Source organism: Paenibacillus sp. FW104-T2 (assembly GCF_058789975.1).
In genome coordinates this window covers 79,511-97,087 of the sequence record NZ_JBYTCE010000018.1, presented here as the reverse complement: position 1 = coordinate 97,087, position 17,577 = coordinate 79,511, and the positions used below count along the sequence as shown (strand labels likewise).

Sequence of the window (17,577 nt, the reverse complement as noted above, 5' to 3'; positions counted from 1 at the left end):
ATTTTGCATTCAAACGGTTGGATCCGTGTGAGTACGTTTAGCAATAGTTCATTTCATAGAGCGATATTCCAGTAAATCCGTTAAATTGGAGATTTTCTGCAGCAGCTTCTCCCCGATATTGGTTTCTCTCACCAGTTTCCGCGCCAGTTCTTTGTCCACCAGTCTTTTTATAGATAATACATCCGTTCCGTTACAGAGCACATCTTCTTTTGAATTAAATTTCTGATGGGCGACGAGCTGCATGCCGAAGGAATTATACAGCAAGGTATATCCCGCGATGCCCGTTGTGGATTGATAAGCTTTGGAAAAACCACCGTCAATGACGACCATTTTTCCATTTGCTTTTACAGGGCTCTCTCCACGAATTTCTTTCACTGGCGTGTGTCCGTTAATGATATGTCCATGATCCGGATTCAAACCAAACTCCTGCAGGATCTTTCGACAGATCTCTTCCTTTTCACGTAAATGGTAGTATGGGTTCTTTCTCTCCTTATGCGCATCCTTATCTTGGATAAAGTACCGTTCAAAAGTGGTCATTTCCCTCTTGCCAAAGAGTGAGGAACATTCCCCTGTCCAGATGTACCATACCATATCCGTCGCCAGATCATCTGTCTCTTCCGGATGCGCAAAGGCGTAACGTAAGTTATCCTCAAAAACATCGAGCAGCTGGCGACCCGCATACGTCTTGTGTTCAATCTGCATTTCTTCCATATTTCCTTCTTCATCCAAAGGAATACAGCCGTGGATTAACAAATTCCCATTGTATTTTAAATAAAGGCTGCCCTTTTTCATAAGGAAATTCATATGCCTGGCCAGCTTCTCGGAATGCTGAACGGAGAACAACAGCTTCTCCATCACCTGGCGTTCTTCCTCCAGCAATTGTTCAGGGTTCTGCGGATCTACGGTTGCAAAACAGGTGTTTTCCAGCTGGTACGTTTTTCCGCAGATGTTGATTTCATTGTTGTCGTAATCGATCTGCTCCAGCAGAAGTCTTTCAGACATATTAAAGTCTGGGCGTCTTTTGATAATCGGGATTTCAAGCTTAAATTGAATCATGGCAATGGCTTGGTGAATCTTGGTGATCTGCAGAATTTCCTGCTCCGATACATTATGGCCGCCCTGCAGCTTAGGTCTGAAAGGTGGATTATCTTCATAGTATTTCTCCGCCAGGTTTAACAGTGGGCGAAGATTGATTCCGTATACATCTTCGATGATGTCCAGATTGTCGTATCTCGCGCAGATCCGGATAATATTCGCAAGGCAGACCAGAGAACCTGCATAGGCGCCGATCCAGAGCACATCATGGTTTCCCCACTGAATGTCTACAGAATGGTAGTTGATTAACGTATCCATAATTTTATCGGGGTCTGGCCCACGGTCATAAATATCGCCAACCACATGAAGGTGGTCAACCACCAGACGCTGGGTCGTATAAGCAAGGCCGATAATGAGATTGTCCGCCTGACCCAAGGATATAATCTGCCGATATATTTCCTCGTAATAAGGATCCTTATTGTTGGTTGTATCCGTCTTGTATAGAAGCTCTTCTATAATATATACGTACTGTTTCGGCAGAGCTTTCCGCAATTTGGAGCGTGTATATTTGGAAGAGGCATAAGAGACAAGCTTAAGCATGTTTTCAATCGTTTGTCTGTACCACTGGTTCAAAGCCTGTTTATTGCTCAGGTCCCCTATAACCAGCTTTATTTTTTCTTCCGGATAATATACTAACGCCGCAAAATCATTAATTTCCTGCTCTGTCCAAATCTCACGAAATAATTCTTTGATTTTCTCTTTCACGGTACCTGAACCGTTTCGTAGTACATGCTGAAAAGCCTGGAACTCGCCGTGCAAATCACTGACAAAATGCTCGGTTCCCTTCGGAAGATTGGAGATCGCTTCAAGGTTGATAATCTCTGTTATGATTTTTTCTTCCGTATCATATTTCTCAGCAAGTAGATCTAAAAATTGCTCATCCAAAACAGATGTCCCCTTTCAAGGAATGATCGTGATGTATAGTTGGGTCCAATCTTTGCAAATGCAATTATAACCACTCTATATATGTTTTTTTACCAAACAAGGAATTCCTTCTAAAGGCTATCCGCAAAGGTCATTATACTCCAGTTTCTTATGGTTCAACAAATTTCATTAAATGAATGTACTTAGCATTTGCTTCATTCAAGCCTACTGGACAACATCAGTCCATATGGAAGCAACCTCAAGCTATGGCTGAATTCACATTTATCGTTTAAGTTCATTGTAGTTATTTTGAAATATGAATTGTATTTACGCTATTCATAACTTATGAAACCAGGATAAGGAAGGAAGCGAGATAATGAGCAATCATTCGTTAATGGGGTTTGCCCCTGCACTAGGATGGAATTCATGGAATACCTTCACGTGGGACATCAATGAGCAGTTGATTCGGGATGTTGCCGATGTGTTTGTAACGGAGGGTTATCTGGACGCCGGATACGAGTACATCGTCATTGATGATTGCTGGAGTCTGAAGGAACGAAATGCAGATGGCAATCTGGTCCCAGACCCCGCTAAATTTCCGAGTGGAATGAAGGCGCTTGCAGATTATATCCACGACAAAGGTCTGAAATTTGGCATGTATTCCTGCGTTGGTACCCATACTTGTGCAGGTTATCCAGGCAGCTTCGAGCATGAATTCCAGGATGCTGCGTTATTCGCCGAGTGGGGCGTGGATTATTTAAAATATGACTACTGTTTCAAGCCGCGCCATATCTCAGGTGAACTGTTATACAAGCGCATGAGCCTTGCACTCAAAAACTGCGGGCGGGATATCCTGTTCTCTGCCTGCAACTGGGGAGAGGACAACGTGTATGAGTGGATTCGTGAGTCAGGGGCTCATATGTATCGCTCCACCGGTGACATTCGCGACAACTGGCAATCGGTTAAGGACCTGGCTCTGTCTCAGCTCGGCAAACAAAGCTACACCGGCTCCTTCTGCCATAATGATATGGACATGCTCATCGTAGGTATGTACGGCGGAAGCAACAATGACTTTATTGGAACCATTGGCGGCTGTAACGACACGGAGTACAAGACCCACTTCTCGCTCTGGTCCATGATGGGATCACCACTCATGATTGGATGTGATGTCCGCAAAGCCAATCAGGCCACCAAGGATATTTTGTTGAACCCGGACCTGCTTGCCATCAACCAGGATGCGGAGGCACGCGGAGCCTATCGCATCAAACCCGAGCCTCAATGGTTCCATACAGATGATGTATTCATGCTGGTGAAGGTGCTGACAGACGGCGATCTTGCCATCGGATTCTTCAACCTGAGTGACAGTCAACGCGAGCTGTCCCTTCAATTCTGGGATATGGGGCTGCCTTACGCTGCGGGTTATTCCCTATCACTCTACGATTGCTGGGAACACAAGGAGCTGGGTGTATTCCGCGAGCGTTATGCACCGGTGGTTGGGGCCCATGATTGTCTCGTCGTGCGAGCCAAATTGGTGAAATAAATGGCACAGAGCCGGCTGTGCACCACTTGCCAGGTTCCGCTCTCGTCGGATGATGTGGGTATATATATCAAACTGGTCTCTCGCACAGCTCAGCAATTCCTCTGTATCGACTGTCTCGGTGTGAAGCTGAATTGCGGGCGGGATCCGATTGAGAAGCTGATTCGTTACTTCCGTGAATCCGGGAACTGTGCGCTTTTTCGATAAAAGCAATATGTAATCTGTCTATGCGTTAGTGTACCGGCTGTATTCCCTTAATGTTCTGCTTGTTTCTGATGTAACAGCATGTAGGCTGATGGTGTATACGATGTTGCCTTTTTGAATACTCTCGAAAAATAAAGCGGATCATTATAACCAACCGAATAGGCTATGGATTGAATCGACAATCTGGAAGACTTCAGCAGCTCACAGGCGCGCCGGATACGGCATGCTGTGATATACGCCGAGATGGATTCGCCTGTAGCTTCTTTGAACCTGCGGAACAGGTAGCTTCGCTCCAGATTCACGGCCTGTACAATCTCCGCAACCGTCAAGGTCGATTTCCAGTAGTTCTGCTCAATATAGGTCCTCGACAGCCACACATAATCTCTGGCTTCCTCCTGCGTCACGCGTGGGAAGTACTCCATGTAATAGGATAATAACAGGTGTAAACGTGCATCCGCCCTTAACACTTCACTGGGGGATGCCCCTGCATTCCAGGCCAGGTGAAACCAGGGTTCCAAGGTTTCCGGCGCAGCTGGCAGTACGGGATGCTGGACCGAAAACTGTGTCAACTCTATAAGTCGTCCTGCGTCTCGTCCGTCGAACTCCATCCATACGTATTCCCAAGGGTCGGCCGGATCGGGGTAGTAATAGATTTCTTTTTGCGGAAAAATAATAAAGCTCTCTCCGGCACCCAGCCGAAATTGCTGGCCCCCGGTTTCCAGTGTACCCTGCCCTTGCATGATATAATGCAGCGCATAAACGTCACGCACGCCCGGTCCCCACTGGTGAAGATTGACGGGTTTATGGGCGCCGCTTATAAAATAAACCTGACTCGCCCTGCTCCCGTCTGTCCATAATGAGTCCACATCCGGCTCCTCCCTTCTTGATACCAGTCATTATATATGATTTTGTGGAGTTTTTGATTTATTTTGAAGCTAGAAACTACCTTTCAAGTTGCTTATGATCGAGATAGTGGTCTCATAACCCAACAGATATATGTAAGCGCAACCACAAACATCTTGGATCGACATGAATAAAAATGCTCAATTCAGAGAGGAGAATGTTGTGTTGCTTAGAATCGTTCAGGTAGAAAATGGCCAAGTTCAGGGACTGCCTGCCGCAGACCCACGTGTTACCAGCTTTAAAGGTATTCCATTTGCCGCCCCACCGGTAGGCCAAAACCGCTGGCGTGCACCACAACCTGCATCCGATTGGGATGGGGTGCTGCAAGCTTTTGATTTTGCCCCCACCTCGATGCAGGCCCCGACCGTCATTGACGATAATAACATCTATACACGAGAGTGGTCTGTTGATCCCGATCTGCCGATGAGTGAGGATTGTCTATATTTGAATGTGTGGACACCTGCCAAACGAACGGATGAGAAGCTGCCTGTGTTTGTCTGGTATTTTGGTGGTGGGCTTCAGGTGGGTCATACTGCTGAAATGGAATTTGATGGTGAGCGCATTGCCCGCAGAGGCATTGTCGTGGTTACCGTCAATTACCGTCTGAATGCGTTTGGTTTCCTGTGCCACCCCGAGATTAGCGCTGAATCACCACAAGCACCTGCGAACTTTGGACATCTGGATCAACAGGCAGGTACGGCCTGGGTGAAGCGTAACATCGCTGCCTTCGGCGGTGATCCGGATCAGATAACCATTGGTGGACAATCTGCAGGCGGTGGCAGTGTGCTAAGTCAGATGACTTCCCCGCAGAACAAAGGCCTGTTCCAGCGAGCTGTCATCATGAGTGGAATTGCGACCGAACTGTATCCCAATGTGCGCGTACCATCTGTCCGCGGCACACTGCGGGATGCCGAGCAGAAGGGCGTTGATTTTTTCCGTTTTCTGGGCGTATCCAGTTTAGATGAAGCCAGACAGCTGGACGCCGTCACGTTGCGGGATAAAATCCTGGAATATCAAAGCTTCTGGGGAACAGTCATCGATGATCAGTTCTGTACGGATGATCCGTTCATTCGTTTCATGCAGCATAAGCGCGAACTCGTTCCCGTTATGCTTGGGCATACCTCTTCCGAGTTTTGGACCCAGCCTGCGGTAAGCAGTATGGAGGAACTGAAGCAAATGGCGACTGAACTGTTTGGCGAGGATGCTCCCGCCTTTTTGCAGCGCTGTGGAGCCGATACTGAAGATCTCGATCATGTATTGCAGCAGGCATTGATCCGCATGATTGAGCATGCGATTCAACTTGTGATCCGCTCCAATAGTGGTCATCCTTCCGAGACACCGCTCTATTATTATAATTTCGACGCGGAGATTCCGGGCTGGGATCAGCCAGGCACGTTCCATTCCGTTGATCTGTGGTTTTTCTTCGAAACGCTCGCCAAATGCTGGCGGCCTTTTGTCGGTAAACATTATGACTTGGCACGCCAGATGTGTAATTATCTGTCCAATTTTATCGCGACAGGTGATCCCAATGGTCTGGATTCCACGGGCAAACCCTTGCCCTATTGGATTCCAAGCAGTACCGAGCAGCCTTACCGCATGGAATTCGGTGATACGTCCCAGTTACAGCGTGCAGAGCCTGGGCCTGTTCTTGAAATGGTCATTGAACACTATTTCAAAAAGCAGAGTGAGCCCGTTGTGTAACATTTATACTTTTACATGAATCAGACAATGAAGAGCCATGCAAGTATGCACGGCTCTTTACGTTATCTCGCCTGTCGTTACTTGGTTCGGCTCCTCACCAAATGCTGCCTAATATAGGGAGTTACCCTGTTAATGATTTAGATCAGATAAAATGACCATCCAGTTTCAGCAGTCTTTCCGCGAAAACCTCGTTTGCTCGGGTAGGAATATGACCTATCCGGCGAACTAAGGAAAAGTTTCGTTCGATGTGGATATCTGGAATGGTGATTTCCTTCAACATGCCAGCGGATAACTCCCTTTTTACAACCCAGCGGGACAACATGGCGATGCCTAATCCAGAGAACACCGCTTCTTTGACGCCCTGACTGCTGTTGAACACGTATGAACGGTTTACCCGGAGTCCCGTCTGAGCCAGAAATCGATCACTAGACGATCTGGTTCCTGAACCCATCTCGCGAAGTATCCACACTTGATCTTGCAATTGTTCCAGATCCGCATTCACCGAAGTGTGAAGAGGATATCCTTCCGCTGCCACAATAATCAATTCGTCCTTCATGAATGGTGTCACGTTCAGATCTTGGGCCTCAATGTCCTCTTCAATCAAACCAAAATCCATATGATTACTTCGAATAGCTTCAACAACTTGAGATGAATTTCCGATGAATACTTCCATGGCCACTTCAGGGTATTGCCTGGCAAATGACGAAAACAGGCGAGGTAAAACATATTCTCCAATCGTAAAACTAGCCCCAATCTGCAATGAGCCGCTAACATTATCCTGTAATCTGGCAATATCCAATTTCGCCGACTCGTATAGATTCACCATTTCCTTGGCACGTACATATAGCAGCTCCCCAGCCTCCGTCAGTTTCACCCATTTGGGCGAACGATGCATTAACTTTACATCAAATTCCTTTTCTAATTTACGAATGTGTAAGCTAACACCGGGTTGCGATAAATGCAATAGTTCTGCCGCTCTAGAAAAATTGCGCTGTTCCACTACAGTTATGTACACTTTCAAGCTTTCCACGATCATATAATGCATCTCCCTGATAGTATTTAGCCCCAAATATCATTTCAATCATTATGATTCGTTATGATCAGCATTTCATTCCGGTATTTCTCTTTTCAATCATAACTAATTATAGTTACAAGTGAACAAGAAATAAAGAAATCGGACGTGATATCCATGAATTCAACTTCTGTCTTGCTGCAAGAAAAAAAGAATAAACAAGGGTTTGTGCTGGGAATTGGGCTTACTCTAATGCTTGCCCTTGCTGCCAAATATGCAGCCAGCTTACCTTTTTTGCACATCATGGGCCAGCTTGTACTTGCTATTTTGTTCGGCATGATCTGGAGAGCGGTCAGGAATGTACCTGATCATATGGTGAGCGGAATTTCCTTTTCAGCTAAAAAGCTTCTTCGATATGGAATCATTTTGCTTGGCATGCGGCTGAATTTGAAGGATATTCTTCATGCGGGGCCCAAGGTTGCCTTGATTGCCTTTCTGAACATTACCATAACCATTTTTGTTGTGTACGGCATTGCAAAATTCTTCAACGTGGAGAGACGTTTAGGGTTATTAACTGCATGTGGAACAGCGATATGCGGAGCTGCAGCAGTTGTAGCCATTGCACCTCAGATCAAAGCCAGAGACGAAGAAACCGCCATCGGTGCAGCTACTGTAGCTATTCTGGGAACAATCTTTACGATGGTTTACACCCTTCTATATCCATTTCTACACTTGTCTGCATCCGAATACGGCGTGTTTTCAGGAGCTACATTGCACGAAATCGCACATGTGATTGCAGCTGCAGAACCTGTGGGCCCAGATGCTGTTGACCTGGCTGTTATTGTTAAATTAACGCGTGTAGCCATGCTTGTGCCGGTCGCTATCTTGATTGGATTCTGGACGGATCGCTTGGATCGCTCCAAAAACTCCGGAAACAGCAAGTTGAATAAAAGAAGCCTGAAATCCCTCCCGATCCCTTGGTTTATCTTCGGATTCCTCATGATGAGTGCTCTGAATACGCTGCAGGTTATTCCTTCAGGTTTGACGAATCTAATCATTCTTGCGGCTTATATGCTGATTGCTATGGCCATGGCTGGTCTGGGCCTAAGTGTAGATACAGTTACGTTTCGGCGATTGGGCCTAAAAGCTTTTGCAGCCGGCTTTATTGGCTCCATCGTTCTTTCCCTCATCGGATATGTATTTTTAAAGCTATTTCATCTTGGCTGATGAAAATAGTTTGCCATCTATCCCACTATAGAACCCCTAAGCTGGACTAACTTTACTACGATAACTGAAAAAAGCCGCTAATATAGCGGCTATTCATGAAAATTTTCTTGCCTAGCAATATCAATAAAGCTTTGGCAGTTTATCCAGTGTAATGGCATAGTCACAATGATATGCGCTGCGTAACTCATTATTGGTCGTAAACTTCTCCGTCTGCCCAAAATCACGGGACCACGTCATAAACCATAACCATGGAATACGCGACTCGGATAAGTTTCTGATGCTCGGTATGGGTCCAATCTCCCCGATGGCAGCCAATTTGGGGGTGCATGTGACGCCAATCAGTTCCTCATACTCCTCACGTAAATCGGTATGTTGATGGGCCGGGGGATACATATCCCTGGAAATAATGTCAACCACGTCATCTCCGACATAACCTTCAACTAAAGGTGAATTCCAAACCCAAATCAAATGATTCAAACCATGATCATACGTATATCGCTTATACATGATACGGTACAACTCTTTCGCGATAGCCGGACCTTGACTCCCCCACCAAAACCAGGTGCCTTCCGCTTCATGAAAGGGCCTCCACAAGATAGGGATGCGTTTATCACGAAATTCCCGGAGAATATCGGCCATATGGTCCATGTCGGACAACAAGGCTTTGTGTTCTTGGGTCCCCTCTACAATGGCTTTTCTCACATCATAATCTGTATGTTCTGTATAAAAACTTTTGTCCCGTCCACCAAGAGGAGAAAACCAATGCCATGTAAATGTAAGCAGTCCTCTTTTTTTCTCCGTCCACTCCCAGGCCTTTTGCAGTGTATCCTGATTTTCAGCAACTTCCAGCAAACACTCTTCACCACTATCGTCATAATTGATGTTTGGAGAATAACCGAGGAGCTCAAATCCGCATAGCGCAGGCCATTTCCCTGTAACCTGATTAACGTAGTTCAATTCCTCTTGCGCCATGGTTTGTGTATGCTGTCCTGTAATGATGCCCTTTCCTTGAATCTCGCTCAAATAGTTGAGCACTGACCGTACTTCTTCCGATGCATTAGGATTGCAAGGTATCGTTTTCATCTTTGCCTGCCTTTCTGATCATGGAAGGGTTATTGGCCACTCCATAGTTTAACGCGATCTTTCACATACTGACCAAAAGCCTCTTCCATCTCTTCTACTCCTGCTTTTTCCAATTCTGCCATGTACTCATCCCAGACTTTATCGAAATTTTCCGGTTTGGCCATAACTGCCTCAGGAATTCGTTTCCAAGTGATATCCTTCATTTTGGCCATTAGAATTGTTGCCTGACTATCACTTGGCAGTGCAATATTGTATACCGCACCGGCCTTCCTTTCAGGAAACTCCTCTTCTTTCGGGAATAGATCTCTCCAGTGCTCGACTTTGTAAGCAGCCAGGGCTTCTTTTTCGGGTCCACTATAGGTCGCTGTCAGAAGATCACTGTTCGTTTTCGTAAAGTAATTGCCTGTTGAGTCCTCAATGCCATCCCCATAATGAACCGAAAGGTTCCAATACAGGCCAAGACCGGATTCCTTCATGTAGGCGCTACCTTCACGGTCCATCTTTTCTTGAACTTCCTTTGGTACAATTCTTTTTCCGTTCTCGACAACATAGTCTTGTCCCTCGATCCCCCAGTTCATTAGAATCTGACCTTCTTCTGAAGCGAGGTAATCCAAGAATTTGATGGCAGCTACCGGATCTTTGCATTCACTGGAAATCGCTATTCCATATCCCCCATCAAAACCAGCGGACCAGAAATTTGTATCCTTATACTCCTCAGACAACGTTACTGGATAATGACCATAAGTCTGGTCAAATTTGCCCGCAGCTTTCAGTGCTTGTTGAGCATCGCCATAATCCCATGCAGGGTCGATCAGACCAAGCACACGACCGGATGACACTTTTGATTTGAACTGATCCGTCTTTTGCACAAAGCTTTCCTTATCCAGTAAACCGATATCATTCATATGGTTCAACCAGCGGAAGTATTCTCTCTCCTCCGGACGACGGAAATGATAGGTTACATCGAATGTTTCTTGGTCCACATAGTATTCACCATCATCCGGCGCGCCTGTCGTAAAGAATCCCATGTTCGTCACCTGATACATATGCCAGTCATCCGCATTAATGGTGAGTCCGATATTTTTGTTGCCGTTTTCATCTGTTGGGTGTTTAGCCAAATAGTCTGTAATGACCTTTTCATAGTCTTTTACTGTACGGATTTCGGGATAGCCGGCTTCCTTCACCACACGGTGCTGCAGCTGGAAACCACCGTCGGCTTTGAACTTTCGTTCTTCGATGGCAGACCAGGTTGGAATCGCATAGATGGCCTGATCCTCTAAACTGTACTTGGCACGGACGATTTTATCGCCAAGCATTTTTTTAATATTGGGCGCATGTTCATCAATTAAGTCAGTTAGGTCAAGGACTGCTCCTACATCCACGAGCTTGCCCAGATCAGCCTTTGCAGCTATAAGATCGGGGACTTCCCCGGTGGCAGCCATGATCGATACCTTTTGCACAGGGTCGCCCACTGCGAATTCAGCATCCAATACGACGCCTGTTTTCTCTGTAATGACTTTTCCTATGCGGTCCTTCATATTGTTCCAGTTAGGACTCCCATCCTCTGAAAAGTAAGTAAGCGTGATCGGATCCGATCCGTTTCCAGCGGCTGATTCCCCTCCACTGCTTCCACTGCAGGCTGCGAGTTGACTAAGTAACAGACCCGCTGAAAGTATGGCTGCCGTTGTTTTTCGGGTTCGCTTTTTCAAAACAAACACTCCCCATGATTCAGATTATTTAAGGTGAAGAGGCCAATAACATATCGCTTGAATACAAAGTCATTGACGTTTCAGTGTCTCATTAGCTTTTAACAGCACCCAGCGTCATGCCTTTAACAAAGTACTTCTGCAAGAAAGGATAAACAATGAGAATAGGCACGGTTGCGATGATGGTAATCGCCATTTTCACAGCGTCAGGAGACACCTGGGACATCAATTGGGACATGTTTTCCCCGCGTATATTGTTTGAATTCGTAGTTGTACTTTGAAGCACTTTCATAAGCTCATACTGCAATGTTGTCAGGGAATCATTAGACCCATTATAAAGGTACGTATCAAACCAAGAATTCCATTGCCCCACAGCAAGGAACAGGGCTACGGTTGCAAGTGCAGGCTTGGTAAGCGGGAGTATGACACGCCAGTAAATGGTGAAATCATTAGCCCCATCAAGCTTGGCTGATTCTTGCAGCGCATAAGGGATACCATCAATAAACGAACGGATGATAAATATATTGAAGGCGCTTACGAGTCCGGGCAAAATATACACCGCGAATGTATTAATCAGATCCAGATTCTTAATAAGGATAAAACCAGGAATCAACCCGCCGGACACATACATGGTAATCGCCAGAAATACGGAAACAAAGCGTCTTCCCTGAAATTCTCTCCGAGCCAGTGTGTAAGCAACCATTGATCCGCTTACAAGACCAGCGAGTGTCCCTATAAGCGTTCGAAGAATCGATATTTTAAAGCCGGTGATCAACCCTTCATAACTAAAGATGAGCTTATAATTTTCCAGAGTGAATTGTCTAGGAAAAATAGAGATTCCACCCCGAACCGTATCCACGGAGTCGTTGAACGAAATAGCAAGTACATTCAAAAAAGGATAAAGAGTCGCAATAGTGACAATTCCTATGAATACATAAACAAAGATGTCGAATATCAAGTCTTGGGGAGATTTTGCGCCAATCTTCGGTCGTTTGCGTTTGACAGAAGAAGGTGTCTGCTGGGATGCTTCCATGTCTGTTCCTCCTCTTACATAATGCTCTCGTTAGCGAATTTTTTGAAGAGGCCATTCACGACGAACAGCAAAATCACGCTAATTACCGAGTTGAAGATACTTATAGCGGTACCGAAGGAATATCTCCCCATGGATAAACCATAATTCAACGCATACAGATCCAATACTTCGGAATAATCACTGACCATGTGATTGCCAAGCAAAAATTGTTTTTCAAATCCGATTCCAACGAGATGGCCAATCGACATAATAAACAGTACGATAATGGTTGGTCTGATGCCCGGGAGTGTAATATGCCATATTTGTCTTAATCGACTGGCTCCGTCGACTCTCGCTGCCTCATACAGTTCAGGTCCAATTCCCGAAATGGCCGCCAAATAGATAATGGCGTTCCAACCCGTCTCCTTCCAAACATCCGCTCCGGTCACTATTCCCCAGAACAAATTCCCCTTGGCCATGAATTGTATCGGTTGGTCTATCAAATTCAGCCCCAAGAGCAAATCGTTTATTGCGCCTCCGTCGGTTGACAGCATTTTAATGACGATTCCGGCGGCCACGACCCAAGACACAAAGTGAGGCAGGTAAGAAACCGTTTGTACGAAACGCTTCATAAACTGAACCCGTACCTCATTCAGAATCACGGCGAACAGTACTGGAAACACGAATCCTGCAACCAGTCCCATAAGGCTCATGGCCAGCGTATTTCTTAACACCAGATAGAAGTGTTCATCCTGAAAAAGTGCCTGAAAATGATCGAATCCAACCCATTTCTGATCGAAAAACCCTTTGCCCGGTCTGTAGTTTTGAAATGCCATCGTCCAGCCCCATAAAGGCAAATACTGAAAAATAAACACCCAAATCACAAATGGAAATGACATCATGTACAAGTACTTTTGATTCTTGAACACTTTCCACTTTTGTGATTTTTTTTGTTGATGCATACGAAACCTTTTCTCTTGTGTTATCGCTTTCATTTCATCCCCCCCTTTCTTCTCTCATCATAAAGCGATTACAATTTTGGCAACATATCAGAGATCCATTACAATTTCATTCAAAAATCTATACTCTTTTCAGCAAATTCATTATTTTTTTCATAAAGTGATATATAAAAGTCCTCTGCGTTAAACAAAGCAGAGGACTTTTTAGGACATTGAATTTTATTAATTAAAAAATTATATATTTACTTGATTTTCTCAATGAGCAGCTTTAATTTAAACCACACACTGGTGTAATCTCCTGTAAGAGGCGGGATAATCAATCCTGCTTGCATTAAACGGTCCCCGTGGAATAATCCCACGTGTCCACTCTCTCCATTCACCTCATACATATACGAATGATCTAAGCCTCTGAGCTGAAGAACATCCGTAGCAGGATTGGGCTTGGCTAACACTTGAAAATAAAATACGATCGCTTCACATCGATCTTCCGAAACAAACATCCAGGAGGTTTCATTGCCTTGAAATGGACTTCGAAGTCTAAATAAATCACCCTTTTGTATGAGGGATCGATGTTCCTTATACATGGCAACCTGTTCCTTCACCTGGATTTTCTCAGCATCGGTGAACTGGGTCAAATCAAGTTCATAGCCAAAATTCCCCGACATTGCGACGTCTCCTCTGAATTTAAGGGAGGTTTCACGGTGTACTTGATGGTTCGGAACGGCAGAAATATGAGCGCCGATGGTACTAACGGGATATACCAGGCTGGTTCCGTATTGGATTTTCAGCCGTTCTACGGCATCCGTGTTATCACTTGTCCACGTTTGTGGCATGTAATAGAGCATTCCGGGATCAAACCGACCTCCGCCGCTGGAACAGCTCTCAAACAAAATTTGCGGAAATGCAGTAGTCAATTTATTTATAAGTTCATAGAGTCCAAGTACATACCGATGTGCAATCTCCTGTTGATTTTCGGGTAAAGCCGCTGCAGAGCAGATCTCGGTCAATGGGCGGTTCATGTCCCATTTCACGTAGGAAACAGGTACATTGGCAAAGATATCAGCCAGTGCATTGTACAGATAATCACGGACCTCCGGCCGTGAAAGGTCCAGCACCAATTGCCATCGCGCTTCCGTCCGCCTGCGGCCTTCTGCGTGCAGACACCAGTCCGGGTGTTTTCGATACAGTTCACTGTCGGGTGAGATCATTTCAGGTTCAAACCATAAACCGAATTGCAGGCCTTGACGTTCAATTCGTTCAGCCAAGTCACGCAAACCGTTAGGAAGCTTTCGACGATCTTCAACCCAGTCCCCGAGAGAGCTGTTGTCGCTGTCACGTTTGCCAAACCAACCATCATCAAGCACCAACAGTTCAATCCCTAGTTGAGAGCCAGTTTCGGCAATGGCTTCAATCTTATCTGCGGTAAAATTAAAATAAGTAGCCTCCCAATTATTCACAAGGATCGGGCGCTCCTTATCCCTATGCACTCCGCGGCATAAACGGTTCCGATAGAGTCGGTGATAGATTCGGGACATGCCTCCGATCCCTTCATTTGAATATACCAAGACAGCCTCAGGGGTTTGGAAGGATTCCCCGGGAGCCAGCATCCAACAAAAATCAAATGGATTCAACCCGATGCCCAAACGAACGACTCCAAAAGCATCGACTTCTGCTTCAGCATGAAAATTACCGCTATACACCAAATTCACTGCAAAAACTTCACCATGCTCCTCATCGGCACCCGGGCTAACCACAGCCGCAAAAGGATTGTGCTGATGACTGCTCATTCCGCGTCTACTCCCAAGGCTTGTACCTCCTGGGCCCAGCGGCCTGCGCTGAAGCTGTGCTTCTCGTGCCCAGTGTCCCGCAAGGTATAATAGCTCATAATTGCTCTTACCGTATAAATCGACATTGGCGCTAAGCGCACGTAAAAGTCTAACGGTACTCTGACCATTGTTCTTAAATGAGGCAGATCTGGTAATAGCCCCATCCATGAAGATGCTATATTGTAGTAAAACGGTCAATCCTGAATATGCATCCTCCAATTCCAGCTCCAAGGTATCTGCTTCATGATCCGACTCCGTGTACACATAAGGCAAACCTTCAATTCCCGGTTTACCGGCTCCTGTGGAATAGCCTTTGTAGCGAAGCTCTGTGATTCGGCTTCCGTCTGCAAGCTGAACCTGATAGGCAGGCGATCTGAAATCACCTGCTCCATATTGCGGATACTCCTGAGGCATTGAATCAGGTTCCTTTTTCTCCAACCTCGGTACAAGATTCTCTAAATTCCCTTTCTCAGACAACCGTTGACCCCAATATACCAATAATGGAAAACCGTCTATGATCTGAATAACATAACTGGTTACACGGGATTGCAGATGAAAAATATGCTGTGACTCGTCAATATAAATGGCCATTATACTATTCACTCCTGTTAAACTGGTTTGTTCCTGCTCCATAATAAAATGGATGTTATTTCCATCTCGGACTGCCGTACAATCCCTTGGAAAGTTCATCCAATGTGATCACGTTGTCATGATTGTAGACTTTTTTCAAATGTTCCTTTGTATTCGTTTTTCCATCACGCAGAACATCGCCAGTCCATGTATTGAAATAGCTCCAATGTGCACCGTACGTCTGCAGCAGATCAGGATCGGGAATCGGCCCATTTTCGGCAAGTGCCACAAGTTTCTTATGCTTGCTCAGAAACAAGAGCTCGTCGTACTTGGCAATGTTCGGGCTGTGATCACCGGGTGGATTATAAATGTCGACACTTACCATATCCACCACATCATCTCCCGGGTACCACTCCTCCTTAACAGAGTTCCAAACCCAAATGAGATTGTTTAACTCATGCTTCTCCGTCAATCGTTCGTACATTAATCTATACAATTTTTTGGCAGGTTCAGGACCTTTGGCTCCCCACCAAAACCAGCCGCCCTCCGCTTCATGCAGCGGTCTCCAAAGTACGGGAATATGGTGTTCCTGCAGCCGTTTCAATTGAGCAGCGATCGCATCAATATCCCGGATTAAAAGCTTGTAATCTTCCGATTCCGGATGATTGAGAGCATATTCTACATCAAAGGTAGTGAATTCTGTATTAAACCCCCGCCACCACTCGTGGCCTGGTTCATTGCCGCCGATCCCTTTCGGCGCATTCCAGTGCCAGCTTAAGGAGACAATGCCTCCACGCTTGTACCACTCCATCATTTTTTCTACCTCATTCGAGGTGCTTCCGTTTTCCACACGGGATGGAGAATAATCCATTAAATCACTGGAAACCAGTGCAGGGTACTTACCTGTCTGCTGGTAGATCCACGCTGCGTCCTCTAGGGTTTGCTGCCCTGATATAATCTTTTTTCCATACTGGTTGGTCATAAATTTCATTAATGCTTTGGCTTGCGGGGATGCTTTGGAATTGCTTAAGGGATCCATCTTTGTTTTTTGCGTGGTTATGCGGGGTTCTACACGTTCAAGCTTGATATATTCAATGCCATAGTACCCCCACCCCCTTAATATTTGAATGGAGTTGTTACCGCTGTTCAGAAGCACCTTTGTCATCTTTTTTTCTGCTCGAACCGTCCCTGGCTTTGGCGCACTGAGCGTCAGCTCCCCGGCTCCCGAACCATTTACTTGGATGGAAGTCGCTTTATCCCCATTTCCTTCTGGGATGTAGTATCCCAAACTTAACTCATAAAGCCCATTTTCCGGTGCTTTAACCTGGAATGTAGCGCTTCCCTTCTGAGCTGTGGCCTTTTCATCCTCTTCAAAAAAATAAGAGATATAACCTGTGCCATCGTAGAGATCGTCCTCCGCTTTGGCTGCTGTCTCATCGCGCTTCCTAATCCCGTACCCTTCGATTGAAGCATCTTTGAATGTGGCAATTATGGCCTGATTTTGATCGGAAGTAGTATGGGTTTCAACAACAAATCCCGGTACCGTAATAGCGGCTTCCACCCTGGAATGAGTAAAACTCAACATGAGAATATACAGAACGAAAATGGCCGAACCAAACATAAAACAGGTTTTATATGATGTTGAATATCTAATAGGTGAACCTGATTTTCCCTTCATTTTATTGCCTCCCCTCTGTTCATGGCATTTCTGTTATCGCTTTCAAATGATTGTATTCCCTCCTTTCGTATCCACTATATTGGCACAGGGACATCCAGGACATATCACAAATTTCAGATCCTTTCATTCTAAAATCATTTATGTTTTCAGAAACCCTCATTTCATTTCCATACGAAAAACAGAAAACTCCCCTACTATTC

The 17,577-nt window shown here is 45.5% G+C and carries 13 protein-coding genes; 4 read left to right on the top strand and 9 right to left on the bottom strand.

All coding sequences use genetic code 11. The annotated features are described in order from the left end of the window. Nucleotides 1-48: 48 nt before the first annotated feature. Entirely contained in the window at nt 49-1,980 is a 1,932-nt protein-coding gene (locus tag AC3WQ3_RS20990; RefSeq protein WP_492473404.1) for a fructose-1,6-bisphosphatase, read from the bottom strand. 355 nt (nt 1,981-2,335) lie between these two features. On the opposite strand from AC3WQ3_RS20990, the gene AC3WQ3_RS20985 reads away from it, so the two are divergent. Beyond that, complete coding sequence (locus tag AC3WQ3_RS20985) at nt 2,336-3,499, top strand: glycoside hydrolase family 27 protein (RefSeq protein WP_336781666.1); 1,164 nt, start codon at nt 2,336-2,338, stop codon at nt 3,497-3,499. Next, on the top strand, nt 3,500-3,703 hold the full coding sequence (locus tag AC3WQ3_RS20980; protein WP_095286840.1) for a hypothetical protein: 204 nt from the start codon (nt 3,500-3,502) through the stop codon (nt 3,701-3,703). It abuts the gene before it with no gap. A gap of 47 nt (nt 3,704-3,750) precedes the next feature. Here the strand turns inward: AC3WQ3_RS20980 and AC3WQ3_RS20975 are convergent, their stop codons facing one another. After that, nucleotides 3,751-4,566, bottom strand: coding sequence for a helix-turn-helix transcriptional regulator (locus AC3WQ3_RS20975; protein WP_492473403.1), 816 nt, complete (start codon nt 4,564-4,566; stop codon nt 3,751-3,753). Between the two features lie 202 nt (nt 4,567-4,768). Between AC3WQ3_RS20975 and AC3WQ3_RS20970 the strand changes: the two genes are divergently transcribed. Next, the gene (locus AC3WQ3_RS20970; RefSeq protein ID WP_492473402.1) at nt 4,769-6,304 is read left to right on the top strand and encodes a carboxylesterase/lipase family protein; all 1,536 of its coding nucleotides are present in this window, start codon (nt 4,769-4,771) and stop codon (nt 6,302-6,304) included. A 142-nt stretch (nt 6,305-6,446) separates the two neighbouring features. Here the strand turns inward: AC3WQ3_RS20970 and AC3WQ3_RS20965 are convergent, their stop codons facing one another. Continuing rightward, on the bottom strand, nt 6,447-7,340 hold the full coding sequence (locus AC3WQ3_RS20965; protein ID WP_492473401.1) for a LysR substrate-binding domain-containing protein: 894 nt from the start codon (nt 7,338-7,340) through the stop codon (nt 6,447-6,449). A 153-nt stretch (nt 7,341-7,493) separates the two neighbouring features. Here AC3WQ3_RS20965 and AC3WQ3_RS20960 point away from each other — a divergent pair, with 153 nt between their 5' ends. Beyond that, nucleotides 7,494-8,543: a YeiH family protein gene (locus AC3WQ3_RS20960; protein ID WP_492473400.1), complete on the top strand. Its 1,050-nt coding sequence runs from the start codon at nt 7,494-7,496 to the stop codon at nt 8,541-8,543. Between the two features lie 120 nt (nt 8,544-8,663). Here AC3WQ3_RS20960 and AC3WQ3_RS20955 read toward each other — a convergent pair whose 3' ends face one another. From AC3WQ3_RS20955 to AC3WQ3_RS20930, 6 genes are all read right to left on the bottom strand, one after another. After that, on the bottom strand, nt 8,664-9,626 hold the full coding sequence (locus tag AC3WQ3_RS20955) for a glycosyl hydrolase (RefSeq protein WP_492473398.1): 963 nt from the start codon (nt 9,624-9,626) through the stop codon (nt 8,664-8,666). Between the two features lie 29 nt (nt 9,627-9,655). Then, complete coding sequence (locus AC3WQ3_RS20950) at nt 9,656-11,335, bottom strand: ABC transporter substrate-binding protein (protein ID WP_492473396.1); 1,680 nt, start codon at nt 11,333-11,335, stop codon at nt 9,656-9,658. A gap of 91 nt (nt 11,336-11,426) precedes the next feature. Continuing rightward, nucleotides 11,427-12,365: a carbohydrate ABC transporter permease gene (locus AC3WQ3_RS20945; RefSeq protein WP_492473395.1), complete on the bottom strand. Its 939-nt coding sequence runs from the start codon at nt 12,363-12,365 to the stop codon at nt 11,427-11,429. Between the two features lie 14 nt (nt 12,366-12,379). Next, entirely contained in the window at nt 12,380-13,339 is a 960-nt protein-coding gene (locus AC3WQ3_RS20940; protein ID WP_336781675.1) for an ABC transporter permease, read from the bottom strand. 206 nt (nt 13,340-13,545) lie between these two features. Further along, the gene (locus AC3WQ3_RS20935) at nt 13,546-15,720 is read right to left on the bottom strand and encodes an alpha-galactosidase (protein WP_492473394.1); all 2,175 of its coding nucleotides are present in this window, start codon (nt 15,718-15,720) and stop codon (nt 13,546-13,548) included. A 55-nt stretch (nt 15,721-15,775) separates the two neighbouring features. After that, complete coding sequence (locus AC3WQ3_RS20930; RefSeq protein WP_492473393.1) at nt 15,776-17,284, bottom strand: glycosyl hydrolase; 1,509 nt, start codon at nt 17,282-17,284, stop codon at nt 15,776-15,778. Nucleotides 17,285-17,577 lie beyond the last annotated feature (293 nt).